Below are 14,465 nucleotides of genomic sequence, written 5' to 3'. Positions count from 1 at the left end.
CCCGGCCTTCGCGGCGCGGGCGCCGAGTTGCCCTTGCGCCCGGCCGGCGCCGGCCGGCGGTCGCCCCTCCGTTCCCGGGCGGGCGGAGCCCACGAGCAGCCGCGCCCCGGCGCACACGCCGAGCGCGAGCAGGCCCACGCGCCGGGAGAGCCGTACGGCCCGTTCGATGTCGGCCGCCCCGACCGGGCGCCCCGCGGCCTCGTTGAGCACCGGCCGGTGCTCGACGCGTCCGCCGTAGGAGAGCGTGCCGCCCAGCCGGACGCCGAGGGCGCCCGCGAAGGCCGCCTCGACGGGGCCGGCGTTGGGGCTCGGGTGCCGGGAGGCGTCGGCCCGCCAGGCCCGTACCGCGCCCCGGGGGTCCGGGCCGCCGACCGTGGCGAGGACGGCGGTCAGCCGGGCGCCCGGCCAGCCCGCGAGGTCGTCGAGCCGGGCCGCGGCCCAGCCGTAGCGCCGGTACCGGGGCGACCTGTGCCCGATCATGGCGTCGAGGGTGTTCACCGCGCGGAAGCCGAGCAGCCCCGGCACCCCGGCCACGGCGCCCCACACCAGCGCGCCCACCACGGCGTCCGAGGTGTTCTCGGCGACGGACTCCACCACGGCCCGCGCGATCCCGTCGGCGTCGAGGGCCCGCGGGTCCCGTCCGCACAGGTGCGGCAGCCGCTCCCGCGCCGCCGCCACCTCCCCGGCCTCCAGCGCCCGCCCGATGGCCCGCGCCTCACGCGCCAGCGAGGTGCCGCCGACGACGGCCCAGGTGGCGGCGGAGGTCAGCGCGACGGAGGCGACGGGACGGGAACGGACGGCCCGCGCGGCGACGGCCCCGAGGGCCACGGCGCCGCCGGCGCAGACGAGGGTGTGCAGCGCGCCCCGGCCCCGGTGGTCCCGCCACAGCACCCGTTCCACGGCCCCGGCGGCCCGCCCGAAGGCGGCGACGGGGTGCCCGCGGCGCGGATCGCCGAGGAGGAGGTCACCGAGGAGGCCGGCGGCGGCGCCGTACGCGAAGACGCGTTCGGCCCGCACGGCGCTCAGCCGGCCGGAGGGGCGGGGGGAACGTCGTGGGTGTACCTCGAACGGCAGCCGCGCATGGCGATGGGTCCTCACTCAGGGTGTCCGCGCCCTGGCTCGACGAGACCGGCGGCGAGAGTTCCTGGCTCCCGGGGCATGACGCCCCGGTGACAGTGGCGGGACCGCGCCGGATTCGCACCGGCTTCCTCTCCTGCCGCCGTGATGGCTCCGGCAGTCCACCACGCTCCGCGAAGACCCGTCAACCTGCCGTTGACCTGCGGAGGAGGAGTGTGCGAAGGCCCACAGGGCGCGGGTGCGCGCCGGCACACGAAGAGCGCGGGGCGCGGGACGGTGCTTCCCGTCCCGCGCCCCGCGCACGGTCTTCCCCGAGGGCGCCCTCCCGGAGCCCGGAGGATGCTTCCCGGAGGGTGCCTTTCCGGACGGAGGGTGCCTTCCGGAGGGTCAGGCGACGATCATGTAGATCCCGTACGCCACCGCCGCGGCGCAGGCCGCGAAGCAGGCGTACGCGCCCGTGACGGCGAGCGCCGCCGACTCGCCCCGGGCGACGGCCCGCTCCTGGCGGGAGAGGCCGGCGATGCCGAGGGTGAAGAGGGCCACGAGGCCCAGGGTGGCCACGAGGCTGACTCCGAAGACGGAGCCGAGGGCAGCCCAGTCGATGTTCATGACGGTTCTCTTCCTTCGTACCCGGGCAGGCGGGCCCGGCGTCCGGTGCGGGAGCCGGGGCCCGGCGGACTCAGACGGGGGTGGCGGCCGGCGTCGGCGGCGCGTCGGGCGCGCTCGCGGTCACCACGGGGACCGGGGCCGGGACGGTGACCTTCAGCTCCTCGCCCAGGGCGGGCGGCGGGGTCACGGCGGCCATCGCCGCGGTCACCACACCGGCCGGCTCCGGCTCGGGCTGCGGCGTGGCGGCCGGCTCGTCGTCGCCGTTGACGTTGGTGTGGTCGACCACCTCGCGGCGGGAGACCTTCCAGATCGCGGCGCTGGAGACCACCAGGAAGACCGCGACGAGGGCCGTGCCCCAGTCGCCGAGCTTGGTGACCCACTCGGCGAGCGCGCCGACGAAGGCGGCGGCCGGCAGCGTCAGTCCCCAGGCGACGAACATCCGGGTCGCGGTCGACCAGCGGACCACGCCGCCCTTGCGGCCGATGCCCGAGCCCATCACGGCGCCGGAGACGGAGTGCGTGGTGGAGAGGGAGAAGCCGAGGTGCGAGGAGGCGAGGATGACCGTGGCGGCACTGGTCTGGGCGGCGAAGCCCTGCTGCGGCTGGAGGTCGGTCAGGCCCCGGCCCATGGTGCGGATGATGCGCCAGCCGCCGAGGTAGGTGCCGAGCGCGATCGCCAGGCCCGCGGAGAGGATGACCCACAGGGGCGGGTCGGAGGCGGGGGCGAGGGCACCGCCGGCGATCAGGGCGAGGGTGATGATGCCCATCGTCTTCTGGGCGTCGTTGGTGCCGTGGGCCAGCGAGACCAGGCCGGCCGAGGCGATCTGACCGGCGCGGTAGCCCTTCTCGGCGGCGCGGCCGTCGGCCTTGCGGCCGAGGCGGTAGGTGAGCCGGGTGCCGACCAGCGCCGCGACGCCGGCCACGACCGGGGCGGCGACGGCGGGCAGCAGCACCTTGGTCAGGAGCACCCCGCCGTGGACGGCGCCGACGCCGGCGGAGGCGACCGCGGCACCGATCAGACCGCCCATCAGGGCGTGCGAGGAGCTGGAGGGGAGTCCGACCAGCCAGGTCAGCAGGTTCCAGAGGATCGCGCCGACCAGGGCGGCGAAGATGACCTCGGGCCGGATGCCGGTCTCGTCGACGAGACCCTTGGAGATCGTGTTGGCGACCTCCACGGAGAGGAAGGCGCCCACGAGGTTCAGTACGGCGGACATGGCCACCGCGACCTTGGGCTTGAGCGCACCGGTCGAAATGGTTGTTGCCATCGCGTTCGCGGTGTCGTGGAAACCGTTCGTGAAATCGAACGCGAGTGCGGTTACCACCACAATCGCGAGGATCAGCGAGAAGCTTTCCATTTACCCAGGCAATCGTTCGAGGTCATTGGCGCGTCGAACGTAGGTAACCCGGGTGAACGGAAGATGAACGTGATCGGGCCTCATGGTGACCGGAAACGGGGACGTCCGCTCCCGGCGGTGCTGGCGCTCCGTACCCGCCCCGCTGCGCTCCGGAGACGTCCCTGGCAGGATCGGCGCGGCGACGCGCCGGGAGGCTCCCGGCGCCCGGAAAGGGGGACCGGACATGACGGAGAACAGACCCGATCGGGTGACTACACCTCAAGCGTGGGAGACACTTGTCACCACCGCCCGGCGCACGGTCGCCGACGGACTGGTCGTCGGCACCTCGGGGAACGTCTCGGTCCGGGTCGGTGACACCGTGCTCGTCACCCCCTCCGGCGTTCCCTACGACCGGCTCACCCCCGAGGACGTGACCGGCGTCGACCTCGACGGACGCCAGGTCCTCGGCACGCTGGTCCCCACCAGCGAACTCCCCCTCCACCTGGCCGTCTACCGCACCACCGACGCCCGCGCCGTCGTCCACACCCACGCCCTGCACGCCACCGCGGTCTCCACCCTCGTCACCGAACTCCCCCCGGTCCACTACATGGCCGCCGCGCTCGGCGGCCCCGTCCGCGTCGCCCCCTACGCCCCCTACGGCACCGGCGAACTGGCCCGCGTGATGCTCGCCGCCCTCGACGGCCGCTCCGGCTGCCTGCTGGGCAACCACGGCACGATCACCCACGGCGCCGACCTCGACGAGGCGTACGACCGCACCGCCCAGTTGGAGTGGATGTGCCGCCTCTGGCTCACGGCCTCCGCCCTCCCCGGCCGCACCCCCGCCCTCCTGACCGAGGCCCAGCTCGCCGACGCCGCGAGACGCCTGCGGGGGTACGGCCAACGGTGACCGGGGGCGCCCGGGAGGGCCACCCCCACCGGGCCCCGCCGCACCCCCCCGGGCGGGCCTACCCCACACCTTCCCGGGCACCGGTGGCGACACCGGCGCCCCGGACGCCCCGACGGCCGGGGCCGACCCGCGTCACCCCCCGCCGTCCGTCCACTGGCCGCCCTCCGACTCCACCGGGAGACTGGCCCCATGCGCACAGTCACAGCCACGGCCGCCGCCCTCACCGCAGCCCTGGCGGCCGGCGCAGCGAGCGTCGCCGCCGGCCGGTTCGCCAGCGACGCGGCGCTCAAGGCGTCCCCCGGCCGGCCGCTGCCCACCGAACCCCGGCTCACCGTGCACGGCACCGCCGCCGGCCGGATCACCCTCACCCGGGACCTGGCCGCGCTCCGCCCCGGCCGATACGGACTCGCCGGCGACGGCACCCACGCGGTCGTCGGAGGGGTCCTGAGCGGCACCCGGCACCGCGCCGACACCGTCGTCCGCCGCCTGGAAGGCGTCACCCACGGCACCCTCACCGCCGGCGACCACGTCTGGTTCACCCCCAACCTGTACGTCGGCACCCCGCGCACCGCCCTCGGCCTCGACCACACCGACGTCCAGGTGCCCGGCGAACTCGGCCCGCTCCCCGCCTGGTTCCTGCCCGGGGCCCGCACCATCTGGCTCATCGCCGTGCACGGACTCGGCGCCACCCGCGAGCACGCCCTCAACCTCATGGCCGCCCTGCACCGCCGCCACCTGCCCGTGCTCGCCCTCGCCTACCGGGGCGACGTCGGCGCCCCGCGCTCCCCGGACGGACTCCAGCACTTCGGTGAGACCGAGTGGCGCGACGTGGACGCCGCCGTCCGCTACGCCGTCGACCACGGCGCCCGCCAGGTGGTGCTGCTCGGCTGGTCCACCGGCGCCACCATGGCCCTGCGCGCCGCCGCCCTCTCCGACCTGCGCGACCGCGTCGCCGGCCTGATCCTCGACTCCCCGGTGCTGAGCTGGGAGGCGACCCTGCGCTCCCTCGCCGCCGCCCGCCACACCCCCGCCCCGCTGCTGCCGCTCGCCGTCCGCGCCGCCCAGGGCCGCGCCGGGCTCCACGCCGACCGGGACCGCCACGAGGCCGGCCTGTACCGCCCCGCCGTCCCCACCCTGATCTTCCACGGTCCGGGCGACGAGGTGGCCCCCTGGGGACCCTCCCGCCGGCTGGCCGAAACCCACCCCCGCCTGGTCTCCCTCCACACCGTCCGCTCCGCCCCGCACGCGGCCATGTGGAACGCCGCCCCCGAGCCCTACGAAGAGGCCGTGCGCCGCTTCCTCACCCCCCTGGTCTGACCCGGCCGGGCCGCCGCTCCGGCCCCCGGCGGGCCCGTTCCGTTTCGGGGCGTACCACTGGCCTGATCCGAGCGAGGAGCGCCCTCGCGGACGCGCGCCCCGGCCTCCCCGGAACCGGGCGGGGCGTTCCGTTTGGGTTTTCGGACCGTCAAACGGAAGACTGCACCCGTGACGTCCCGTATCCCGCGCGACTCCAGGCTCCGACTCGTCCGCCCGCGACCCCTGGCCGCCGCCCCCAGAGCGATGACCCAGCGCCGCCCACACCGCTCCGCGCCGCGCCCCCCGGAAGGCACCCCGGCCCGCTCGGAGCTGGCCGGGATGGCTCGCTCCGGCCTGGCCGGTGCGGCCCGGGTCGCCCGCTGGGCCGACACGGCCCTCGGCCCCGGCCGGGGCAGCGCCACCACCGACGGCAAGGCCACCCTCTCCGACGCGACCGCCGAACACGCCGCCCTCGAACTGGGCCTGACGGTGGACCGGGTCCGCGCCGACTGGGACACCGCCCGCCTCGCCGGCCTCGTCGAGGTGCACGGCGACACCGCCCGCCCCGGCTGGCGGCTGCGCGCCTGGGACCGCGACGACAGCGCCGTGCTGCGCGGCTGGGTCGCCCTCTTCGACGCCTGGTCCCTCGCCCACCCCGAACCCCCGGGACAGGAGCCCTCCGCCGTCGCCGAGGTGGTCTCCGCGATGCCCCAGGTGCTCTCCTTCCTCCAGCTCTCCGCCGGACCCGTCCCCGTCACGCAGCTCCTGGACCTGCTGGAGCAGCGCGTCACCGAACTGCGCACCGAGCGCTGCGAGGTGCCCTACGGACCCCGGCTCGAACCCGGCCCCCCGGCCCCCCGCACCCCCGAGGAGGAGCCGCCGGCCCCGCAGCCCCCCGGCCCCGACACCCCGCTCGACCCCCTCCTCGACTGGGCCCTGCACGCCCTCGCCTCCGTCGGCGCCCTCACCTGCGGCGACGGACAGGCCACGCTCACCCCGCTGGGGAGCTGGGCGGTCTGGGTCAAGCTGGAGCAGATCTGCGTCGCCGCGCAGAGCCCCGCCGGCAACATCGAGCAGGGCGCCGAGGACATGCTGCGCGGCTGCGCCCAGCTCCGCCCCAACGCCGCCCGCGCCGAATACCGGGCCTGGCTGGCCGCCCGCCCCGTCGGCAGCGCCGTCACCGAGCTGCTCGCCGCCGCCCGGGGCGAGGACGCCCTGCTGCGGGGTCTCGCCTTCGACGCGCTGCGCGTGGTCGGCGCCCCCGCCGAGCCCGACGTCCGCTCCGTGCTCGACGAGCCCACGCTGCGGCCGTACGCCCTGCTGTGGCTGGCCGAGCACGACGGCGACGACCCCGAGGACGCCCACCACGTCCTCACCCGGCAGGAGGCGACCTGGCTGTGGGTCGACACCGCCGCCGCCGTCGCCGACCACGGCGAGGCCCCGCTGCTCGTGCGCCACCTGGAGGCCGCGGTGCAGCCCACCGTCCCGGCCCTGCTCGACGAGGTCCGCGCCGTCGGCCACCCCCGTACCGTCCAGGTGCTGGTCGCGCTGGCCGCCGCCCACCCCGACCCGGCGCTCGCCAAAGCGGTGCGCCGCGCCGCCTTCCAGGTGCACACGGGAGGCAACTGACCGCGCCCCGGGCGCGCGGCGCACGGCCGCCCGCCCGGCAGGACCCTCAGCCCGGCAGCGCGGGGGAGTAGGTGCCGAAGCTCCACACGTTGCCCTCCAGATCGCGGGCCATGTAGTCCCGCGAGCCGTACTCCTGGTCGGTGGGCGGCATCAGGATCTCCGCGCCGTGCTCGGCGGCCCGCCGGTGGTGCGCGTCGACGTCGTCCACCACGATGTACACCCCCGTCGGGCCCGCGTTGCGCATCGCCTCGTCGAACCGGCCGCCCGTGCCCTTCGAACCGAGCATCACCGCGCCCCGGCCCTGCACCAGCTCGGCGTGGGCCACCGACCCGTCCTCCCCCTCGTACACGGCCAGTTCGGTGAAGCCGAAAGCCTGGGTGAGCTGCCGGATCGCCGCCTTGGCGTCCGCGTACAGCAGTGTCGGGAAGACGCTCGGGCGCCCGCTGTCCTTGTCTGCCATGCCGATCACTCCCTGCGCGTCGGGGTCGGGGCGCGGGACGCCGAAACGGCCGGAATCCCGTGTGACGACAGTCTCGCACCCACCACCGACAACGCCCCGCGCCCACGCCCCGCACCCCGCCGTCCGGCGGACCCGCGGCGCGCAGCGCACGCCACGACCGAGCAAAACCGCTTGCACGGCCCCGTTAGACTGGCCCCATGGCCATTCTCCTCGCGCATTAGCCGGCGGGACCCGTCCTCGACCGCCCATCCCGCCCCTCATATCCGCCCTGGAGTCTGTCCGTGATCTCCGCCTCCGGCATCGAGCTGCGCGCCGGTGCCCGCATCCTCATCGAGAGCGCCACCTTCCGCGTCGCCAAGGGCGACCGCATCGGCCTGGTCGGCCGCAACGGCGCCGGCAAGACCACCCTCACCAAGGTCCTCGCCGGCGAGGGCCAGCCCGCCGGCGGCACCGTCACCCGCTCCGGCGACGTCGGCTACCTCCCGCAGGACCCGCGCACCGGCGACCTCGACGTGCTCGCCCGCGACCGCGTCCTCTCCGCCCGCGGACTGGACGTGCTGATCCGCAAGATGCGCGAGAACGAGGAGCGCATCGCCACCGGCCGCGGCGCCACCCGCGAGAAGGCCCTGCGGCAGTACGAGCGCCAGGAGACCGAGTTCCTCACCAAGGGCGGGTACGCCGCCGAGGCCGAGGCCGCCACCATCGCCGCCGCGCTCAACCTCCCCGACCGGGTCCTCGCCCAGCCCCTGCACACCCTCTCCGGCGGCCAGCGCCGCCGCATCGAGCTGGCCCGCATCCTCTTCTCGGACGCCGACACCCTGCTCCTGGACGAGCCGACGAACCACCTGGACGCCGACTCGATCGTCTGGCTGCGCGACTACCTCAAGAGCTACCGCGGCGGCTTCATCGTCATCTCCCACGACGTCGACCTGGTCGAGACGGTCGTCAACAAGGTCTTCTACCTGGACGCCAACCGCGCCGCCATCGACGTCTACAACATGGGCTGGAAGCTCTACCAGCAGCAGCGCGAGGCCGACGAGAAGCGCCGCAAGCGCGAGCGCGCCAACGCCGAGAAGAAGGCCGCCGCGCTCAACGCCCAGGCCGACAAGATGCGCGCCAAGGCCACCAAGACCGTCGCCGCGCAGAACATGGCCCGCCGCGCCGACCGGCTGCTCAGCGGCCTGGACGCGGTGCGCCAGTCCGACAAGGTCGCCAAGCTCCGCTTCCCCGAGCCCGCGTCCTGCGGCAAGACCCCGCTGACCGCCGAGGGCCTGTCCAAGTCGTACGGCTCGCTGGAGATCTTCACCGACGTCGACCTGGCCATCGACAAGGGCTCCCGCGTGGTCATCCTCGGCCTCAACGGCGCCGGCAAGACCACGCTGCTGAGGCTCCTCGGCGGCGTGGAGAAGCCCGACACCGGCCAGGTCGTCGAGGGCCACGGACTCAAGCTCGGCTACTACGCCCAGGAGCACGAGACCCTCGACCCCGAGCGCACCGTCCTGGAGAACATGCGCTCCGCCGCGCCCGACATGGACCTCGTCGAGGTCCGCAAGGTGCTCGGCTCGTTCCTCTTCTCCGGGGACGACGTGGACAAGCCGGCCAGGGTGCTCTCCGGCGGCGAGAAGACCCGTCTCGCCCTCGCCACCCTCGTCGTCTCCTCGGCCAACGTGCTCCTGCTCGACGAGCCCACCAACAACCTCGACCCGGCCAGCCGGGAGGAGATCCTCGGCGCGCTGCGCACCTACAAGGGCGCGGTCGTCCTCGTCACCCACGACGAGGGCGCCGTCGAGGCGCTCCAGCCGGAGCGGATCATCCTGCTGCCGGACGGCGTCGAGGACCTGTGGGGCGCGGACTACGCGGACCTCGTCGCCCTTGCTTGATCGAATGGATGATCCACTGGGTATGGATCATTCGGCCGATCCGTGATCCACCATCTGAGTGAGATCTCCTCATCAAGAGGTGTGTCCTACACCCACATCACGGCCGGGCCCTCCCTTTCCGGAGGCCCGGCCGTGACGCCGTTCTGACCAGGAACTTCGTGCGGGAACCCGTTCGGCGGTACGCCCACGATCCTGTGGAATTCGGGGTTCCGTATGTGCGGATGCACTCCTGTCGTCACATCCCGGTCTCACCGACCTTGCCGAATGGGTGGCCATGCAGCCCTGGAGGGGTGATCATGAGGAGACCAGAGCGCACTTCCCATGAGGAGGCACGGGTGGCCGAGACTCTGAAGAAGGGCAGCCGGGTGACCGGCGCCGCGCGCGACAAGCTCGCGGCAGACCTGAAGAAGAAGTACGACGCCGGTGCGAGCATCCGGGCGTTGGCCGAGGAAACCGGCCGCTCGTATGGCTTCGTGCACCGCATGCTCAGCGAGTCGGGCGTCACGCTGCGAGGGCGTGGCGGGGCGACCCGGGGCAAGAAGGCCCCATCGGCCTGACCGCCCCGGGCGGCCCCATGGCTCCGATGGTGGCCACCCGGTCGGTCTTCCGGCCGACCGGGTGGTTACTGTGCAGTCACTTAGCTCTGCCGTCGCGCGGAACACGCGCCCGGCAGGGACGACGACCGCACCCCTCGGAGGCGCCCCATGGCCACGCCCGCCCACGATCACGGTCCCGTTCTCGACCGGGACGGCGTGCGGCTCACCGTCGACGACGCCATCGCCACGGTGACGCTGACCAACCCGGCCAAGCGCAACGTGCAGGGCCCCGCCCTGTGGCGGGCGCTGATCGAGGCCGGCCGGCTGCTGCCGGGTTCCGTCCGGATCGTCGTGCTGCGCGCCGAGGGGAAGTCCTTCTCGGCGGGGCTCGACCGGAAGGCGTTCACGCCGGAGGGCTTCGACGGCGAGCTGTCGTTCCTCAGCCTCGCGCGCGAGGCCGACGCCGAGCTGGACGCGACCATCGCCCTGTACCAGGGGGCGTTCACCTGGTGGCGGCGGAGCGACATCGTGTCGATCGCCGCCGTCCAGGGGCACGCCATCGGGGCCGGTTTCCAGCTCGCCCTCGCCTGCGACCTGCGGGTCGTCGCCGAGGACGCGCAGTTCGCCATGCGCGAGACCAGCCTCGGCCTGGTGCCGGACCTCACGGGCACCCACCCCCTGGTGGGCCTCGTCGGGTACGCCCGCGCGCTGGAGATCTGCCTCACGGGGCGCTTCGTCCCGGCCGAGGAGGCCGTCACCACGGGCCTGGCCAACGTCGCCGTGCCCGCCGACCAGCTCGACGGCGCCGTCCAGGACCTCGCCGCGGCGGTGCTGTCCGCGCCGCGCGACGCCGTCGTCGAGACCAAGGCGCTGCTCCAGGGCGCCCGTGACCGGGACTACGACGCCCAGCGGGCCGCCGAGCGCGCCGCCCAGGCCCGCCGCCTACGCGACCTGGCGGGCCTCGGCGAGTGACGCGGCCCGACGGGGGCGTCGGTCCCGGGTGCGTGACGGGTGGCCGATCCGAGGGGCCGTCGGTCCCGGGTGCGTTATGGGCGCCTGATCCGTGTGTCGCTGGTGCTGGCTGGGTGAGGGCCGGCGCTTGATCCGAGGGGCCGTCGGTCCTCGGCGAGTGACCGGTGCCTGGTCCGAGGGCCGCCGGTACTGGGCGGGTGACCGGTGCCTGATCCCAGGGCCGCCGGTACTGGGTGCGTGACCGGTGCCTGATCGGCGTGCCGTCGGTGCTGGGCAGGTGGCGGGCGGTGGTGGCGGGCGGTGCCTGATCCGAGGGGCCCGGTCCTCGGCGAGTGACGGGCATCCGGTCACCGGCTCGTCAGGAGCGGGCGGTCGGCGGGCGCCCCGGCGTGCTCAGCCGACCGCCGTCACCAGTACGGCCACCGTCGGGTGGTCCGGCAGCGCGTCCGACACCGCGGCGCGCACCCGCAGGGCCACCTCCAGCGGCGGGTGATCCGCGCCGACCGCCAACTCCACCCGGACGTGCCGCCGTGCCAGGGCCGCCGGCCCCGGCGCGGACTCGGAGAGGTGCACGGCGCGGCCGAGCGTACCCGTCAGCCGGTCCACCCCGGCCACGCCGAGCACGACCCCGGCCACCCGTTCCTCGTCCGTTGCCGGGACGTCCGCGCTCCCCGGGGAGGCGGGGCCATCGGTCCCCGGTGTCCGCGGGCCCCGCGCCGGCCCGCCCGTCGCCCGTACGGACGCGTCCGATCCGGTGTTCTCCGGCCGCCCGTCCGCCGCCCCCGCCTCCCCGCTTCCCGCGCCCGCCCGCCCGTCCCCCGGCGCTCCGCCTCGCCCGCTTCCGACGCCCTCCCCGGGCTCCCCAGGCTCCCCGGGCCGCCCTTCGTCCGACGGGTCCAGCAGGTCCGTCGCCCGCAGGTCCACCTCCGTCACCGCCAGCCCGAACCGACCGGCCGCCGCGGCCAGCGCCTGGCGCAGCCGGTCCGCCGTCTCCGGCAGCGGACGCGCCGCCGTCGCCGCGAAGTCGGCCGTCACCCGCAGCGGACCGGGCGGCAGCCCGCTCGGCGGCGCCGGGACGACCGGCTCTCGCACGTCCCCCTCCTCGGCCGGCCCCACGCGCAGCGTCCCCGGCCGCGCGCCGGGCACCTCCCCGGCCGCCGCCAGCAGCACGCCCCGCGCCGCCCGTTCGGTGATCCACACACCGTCGAGCGGACCTCCCAGGGGCAGGAACCTGCCGTGCCCCAACTGCTCCCGTACCGTCCGCGTCCACCGTTGCGCCGTCGTCATTCCTCCACCCTGCCGTATCCGCGGCGCGGGATCGGGGAACCCTGCTTACGGTGGTCACAGGAGGACGACCGAAGGGACGTACGACCATGAGCGAGACGATGGCCGAGAGCGCGGCCAAGCAGGTCGGTCGGCGCGGCGGCGGCGACCCCGGCACCCGGGGCCGGACCACCATCGCCGACGGAGTGGTGGAGAAGATCACCGGAATGGCCGCACGCGATGTCGACGGCGTGCACGCCATGGGCAGCGGACTGTCGCGGACCTTCGGAGCCGTGCGGGAGAAGGTCCCCGGCGGCGCCAAGTCCGTGACGCGCGGGGTGAAGGCCGAGGTCGGCGAGAAGCAGACCGCCCTCGATCTGGAGATCGTCATCGAATACGGCGTGTCGATCTCCGACGTCGCCCGCGACGTGCGGGAGAACGTGGTGGCGGCGGTTGAGCGGATGACCGGTCTCGAAGTCGTCGAGGTCAACATCGCGGTCAGCGACGTGAAGCTGCCCGACGAGGAGGACGAGGAACCGGAGCCGCGCATCCAGTGACCGGGCGCGGACCTGAGGGGAGCACACCATGAGCATGGCCGTGGTCGGCATGATCGCCGGCATGGCACTGGGGTTCGCCGGGTACTTCGGCGGGTTCGGCGCCTTTCTGCTGGTGGCTGCCCTGGGCGCCGTCGGCTTCATCGCCGGGCGGTTCCTGGAAGGGGACATGGAACTCGGCGACTTCTTCCGCAGCCGCGACGACCGGCGCCGGTGACCGGCGTGAGCAGTGGGGCCGGTGACCAGGCCGAGAGCCCGTCCGCCGTGCCGCCGGGCGAGCGCGGCGCCACCCGGATCGCCGACCGGGTCGTCGCCAAGATCGCCGCCCAGGCGGCGCGGGAGGCGGTCGGCCCGCTCCCGCCCGACGCGGAACGCCCGCATGCCACCGTCGTCGTCCACCACGACACCGCCCGCATCCGCGTCCACCTCGAACTGGACTACCCGAGCGACCTCGGCGCCCGCTGCGGACGGGTCCGGCACCAGGTCGTCCAGCGGGTGAGCGGCTACGTGGGGATGGCGGTGCCGGAGGTCGCCGTCCAGGTGGAACGGCTGCACCCGCCGGTGCGGTACGGCGGGGCCCAGCGGAGGACGCGATGAGCGAACGCCACGAGCACGAGCCCGAGCACGAGGGTGCCACCCGCTCGATGCCCGTCCTGGAGAAGGAGGGCCCCGAGCCCGCGCCGCCCCCCGCCGACGGCGGCGGCCGGGCCGGACGCCTCTGGTCGGCCCGCCGCTTCCCCGCCGGCCTCGTCGCCCTGGTCCTGCTGGGCCTCGCGGGCCTCTTCCTCTACGACATCGTCTCCGTCCGCGCCGGCCGGCGGGGGATGTACTGGCGCCGGGAGCTGGCCGACCAGCTCGCCCACCGGCACCTGGACGACATCTGGGTGCTGATCGGCGCGGGCGTCGCCGCCGCCCTCGGACTGTGGCTGCTCGCCCTCGCTCTCACCCCGGGACTGCGGGCGCTGCTGCCGATGCGGCGCACCCATCCGGACGTCCGCGCCGTACTGGACCGGCGGGCCGCCGAGACCGTGCTGCGCGACCGGGCCGTGGAGGTTCCCGGGGTGCAGTCGGCACGGGTGCGGGTGCGACGCCGCAAGGCGAAGGTGCGGGCGGTGTCGCACTTCAGGGAGGTGGACGAGGTGCGCGGCGATCTGGCCGGCGTCCTCGACGACGCGGCCCGGGGACTGGGACTGGCCCGCACGCCCGCCGTGGCGGTACGGGTCGCGCGGCCGGGACGGAAGGGGTGAGGGCGGTGCTCAGAACCGTCAACCGGGTGCTGCTGGCCCTCGTCGGCCTGATCCTGATCGCCCTCGGCGGCTCCGTGCTCGCCGTCGGCTACGACGTGTCGCCGCCGTCCTGGTGGGTGCACCAGGGCCCGCACGACGTACTGCTCAGCGACGCCGAGCGGACCCGGTGGCGGGACGCCGGCTGGTGGTGGCCGGTGGTCATCGCCGCCCTCGCCCTCCTGCTGCTGCTCGCCCTGTGGTGGCTGGTGTCGGTGCTGCGCCGCCGCCGGCTCGCGGAGGTCCTGATCGACTCGGGCGACGGCGAGGGCGCCGTGGTCCGCGGCCGGGCCCTGGAGGACGGGCTCGCCGAGGAGGCCGGCCGCGTCGACGGGGTGGAGCGGGCCCGCGCCCGTCTCCTCGGCCGGCGCGGCGCCCCGCGCGCCCGGCTCCGGCTGCTGCTGGCCCCGCACGTGGACCCGGGGACCGCGCTGGACGACCTCACCACCGGCCCGCTCGCACATGCCCGCGACTCGGCGGGCCTCGACTCCCTCCCGGCGGAGGTACGTCTGCGGGGCGTCAAGCACGGCGCCGAACGGGTGAACTGAGACCGCCCGGACCGCCGGGCGGTCGGCCAAGCCGAGCCGGGCCTCCGCCGGGGCCCTTGCGGGGCCTGGACCGGAGGGGCCCGCCGAGGTCGGCTGAGGTCCGACCAGGTCCGTACCG

Annotated in this window: 15 protein-coding genes, 1 pseudogene and 1 riboswitch; of the genes and pseudogenes, 11 read left to right on the top strand and 5 right to left on the bottom strand. The window is 75.2% G+C overall.

Features of this window, described 5'->3' with window-relative positions; all coding sequences use genetic code 11:
* Positions 1 to 60 precede the first annotated feature (60 nt).
* From J5Y05_RS28050 to J5Y05_RS28040, 3 genes and pseudogenes are all read right to left on the bottom strand, one after another.
* Positions 61 to 1,017: pseudogene (locus J5Y05_RS28050) on the bottom strand (cobalamin biosynthesis protein); the annotation flags it as partial.
* Positions 1,018 to 1,116: 99 nt separating this feature from the next.
* A riboswitch (cobalamin riboswitch) is annotated at positions 1,117 to 1,258 on the bottom strand.
* 206 nt (positions 1,259 to 1,464) lie between these two features.
* Entirely contained in the window at positions 1,465 to 1,686 is a 222-nt protein-coding gene (locus tag J5Y05_RS28045) for a hypothetical protein (RefSeq protein ID WP_210876061.1), read from the bottom strand.
* A gap of 70 nt (positions 1,687 to 1,756) precedes the next feature.
* Positions 1,757 to 3,040 carry an inorganic phosphate transporter gene (locus J5Y05_RS28040; RefSeq protein ID WP_210876059.1) on the bottom strand — a complete coding sequence of 428 codons (1,284 nt, stop codon included), beginning with the start codon at positions 3,038 to 3,040 and terminating at the stop codon, positions 1,757 to 1,759.
* A 223-nt stretch (positions 3,041 to 3,263) separates the two neighbouring features.
* Between J5Y05_RS28040 and J5Y05_RS28035 the strand changes: the two genes are divergently transcribed.
* From J5Y05_RS28035 to J5Y05_RS28025, 3 genes are all read left to right on the top strand, one after another.
* On the top strand, positions 3,264 to 3,926 hold the full coding sequence (locus J5Y05_RS28035; protein WP_210876057.1) for a class II aldolase/adducin family protein: 663 nt from the start codon (positions 3,264 to 3,266) through the stop codon (positions 3,924 to 3,926).
* A gap of 189 nt (positions 3,927 to 4,115) precedes the next feature.
* Entirely contained in the window at positions 4,116 to 5,243 is a 1,128-nt protein-coding gene (locus tag J5Y05_RS28030; protein WP_210876055.1) for an alpha/beta hydrolase, read from the top strand.
* A gap of 168 nt (positions 5,244 to 5,411) precedes the next feature.
* Positions 5,412 to 6,851, top strand: a complete 1,440-nt coding sequence (locus J5Y05_RS28025) for a hypothetical protein (RefSeq protein ID WP_210876053.1) — start codon at positions 5,412 to 5,414, stop codon at positions 6,849 to 6,851.
* 46 nt (positions 6,852 to 6,897) lie between these two features.
* Here J5Y05_RS28025 and J5Y05_RS28020 read toward each other — a convergent pair whose 3' ends face one another.
* Complete coding sequence (locus tag J5Y05_RS28020) at positions 6,898 to 7,311, bottom strand: VOC family protein (protein ID WP_210876052.1); 414 nt, start codon at positions 7,309 to 7,311, stop codon at positions 6,898 to 6,900.
* A gap of 281 nt (positions 7,312 to 7,592) precedes the next feature.
* Between J5Y05_RS28020 and J5Y05_RS28015 the strand changes: the two genes are divergently transcribed.
* From J5Y05_RS28015 to J5Y05_RS28005, 3 genes are all read left to right on the top strand, one after another.
* Entirely contained in the window at positions 7,593 to 9,191 is a 1,599-nt protein-coding gene (locus tag J5Y05_RS28015; protein WP_210876050.1) for an ABC-F family ATP-binding cassette domain-containing protein, read from the top strand.
* Between the two features lie 335 nt (positions 9,192 to 9,526).
* Entirely contained in the window at positions 9,527 to 9,748 is a 222-nt protein-coding gene (locus tag J5Y05_RS28010; protein ID WP_029385158.1) for a helix-turn-helix domain-containing protein, read from the top strand.
* A gap of 147 nt (positions 9,749 to 9,895) precedes the next feature.
* A complete protein-coding gene (locus J5Y05_RS28005) occupies positions 9,896 to 10,699 on the top strand; it encodes an enoyl-CoA hydratase/isomerase family protein (RefSeq protein WP_210876048.1) in 804 nt (267 codons plus the stop codon).
* A gap of 393 nt (positions 10,700 to 11,092) precedes the next feature.
* Here the strand turns inward: J5Y05_RS28005 and J5Y05_RS28000 are convergent, their stop codons facing one another.
* Positions 11,093 to 11,986, bottom strand: a complete 894-nt coding sequence (locus J5Y05_RS28000) for a nucleopolyhedrovirus P10 family protein (RefSeq protein WP_210876046.1) — start codon at positions 11,984 to 11,986, stop codon at positions 11,093 to 11,095.
* Positions 11,987 to 12,072: 86 nt separating this feature from the next.
* On the opposite strand from J5Y05_RS28000, the gene J5Y05_RS27995 reads away from it, so the two are divergent.
* The 5 genes from J5Y05_RS27995 to amaP are packed head-to-tail and all read left to right on the top strand — an operon-like array spanning position 12,073 to position 14,347.
* On the top strand, positions 12,073 to 12,519 hold the full coding sequence (locus tag J5Y05_RS27995; protein WP_210876044.1) for an Asp23/Gls24 family envelope stress response protein: 447 nt from the start codon (positions 12,073 to 12,075) through the stop codon (positions 12,517 to 12,519).
* 28 nt (positions 12,520 to 12,547) lie between these two features.
* Positions 12,548 to 12,733: a hypothetical protein gene (locus tag J5Y05_RS27990; RefSeq protein ID WP_210876043.1), complete on the top strand. Its 186-nt coding sequence runs from the start codon at positions 12,548 to 12,550 to the stop codon at positions 12,731 to 12,733.
* Positions 12,730 to 13,113 carry an Asp23/Gls24 family envelope stress response protein gene (locus J5Y05_RS27985; protein WP_210876041.1) on the top strand — a complete coding sequence of 128 codons (384 nt, stop codon included), beginning with the start codon at positions 12,730 to 12,732 and terminating at the stop codon, positions 13,111 to 13,113. Before J5Y05_RS27990 ends, J5Y05_RS27985 begins: the two co-directional genes overlap by 4 nt.
* Positions 13,110 to 13,763 carry a DUF6286 domain-containing protein gene (locus J5Y05_RS27980; RefSeq protein WP_210876039.1) on the top strand — a complete coding sequence of 218 codons (654 nt, stop codon included), beginning with the start codon at positions 13,110 to 13,112 and terminating at the stop codon, positions 13,761 to 13,763. The genes J5Y05_RS27985 and J5Y05_RS27980 overlap by 4 nt, the downstream gene beginning before the upstream one ends.
* Positions 13,760 to 14,347: an alkaline shock response membrane anchor protein AmaP gene (gene amaP, locus J5Y05_RS27975; protein WP_210876037.1), complete on the top strand. Its 588-nt coding sequence runs from the start codon at positions 13,760 to 13,762 to the stop codon at positions 14,345 to 14,347. The genes J5Y05_RS27980 and amaP overlap by 4 nt, the downstream gene beginning before the upstream one ends.
* Positions 14,348 to 14,465 lie beyond the last annotated feature (118 nt).

Source organism: Streptomyces tagetis (assembly GCF_018069565.1).
Lineage (GTDB): Bacteria > Actinomycetota > Actinomycetes > Streptomycetales > Streptomycetaceae > Streptomyces > Streptomyces tagetis.
Note: the sequence above shows the minus strand (reverse complement) of the source record. Positions and strands in the feature narration are given on the sequence as shown.

Bases quoted from the DNA above. Each gene is read 5' to 3' on its own strand.
- J5Y05_RS28005 (WP_210876048.1), top strand. From the start codon at position 9,896: ATGGCCACGCCCGCCCACGATCACGGTCCCGTTCTCGACCGGGACGGC.
- J5Y05_RS28045 (WP_210876061.1), bottom strand. From the start codon at position 1,686: ATGAACATCGACTGGGCTGCCCTCGGCTCCGTCTTCGGAGTCAGCCTC.
- J5Y05_RS28000 (WP_210876046.1), bottom strand. From the start codon at position 11,986: ATGACGACGGCGCAACGGTGGACGCGGACGGTACGGGAGCAGTTGGGG.
- J5Y05_RS28030 (WP_210876055.1), top strand. From the start codon at position 4,116: ATGCGCACAGTCACAGCCACGGCCGCCGCCCTCACCGCAGCCCTGGCG.
- J5Y05_RS27980 (WP_210876039.1), top strand. From the start codon at position 13,110: ATGAGCGAACGCCACGAGCACGAGCCCGAGCACGAGGGTGCCACCCGC.
- J5Y05_RS28020 (WP_210876052.1), bottom strand. From the start codon at position 7,311: ATGGCAGACAAGGACAGCGGGCGCCCGAGCGTCTTCCCGACACTGCTG.
- J5Y05_RS27995 (WP_210876044.1), top strand. From the start codon at position 12,073: ATGAGCGAGACGATGGCCGAGAGCGCGGCCAAGCAGGTCGGTCGGCGC.
- J5Y05_RS28040 (WP_210876059.1), bottom strand. From the start codon at position 3,040: ATGGAAAGCTTCTCGCTGATCCTCGCGATTGTGGTGGTAACCGCACTC.
- J5Y05_RS28035 (WP_210876057.1), top strand. From the start codon at position 3,264: ATGACGGAGAACAGACCCGATCGGGTGACTACACCTCAAGCGTGGGAG.
- J5Y05_RS27990 (WP_210876043.1), top strand. From the start codon at position 12,548: ATGAGCATGGCCGTGGTCGGCATGATCGCCGGCATGGCACTGGGGTTC.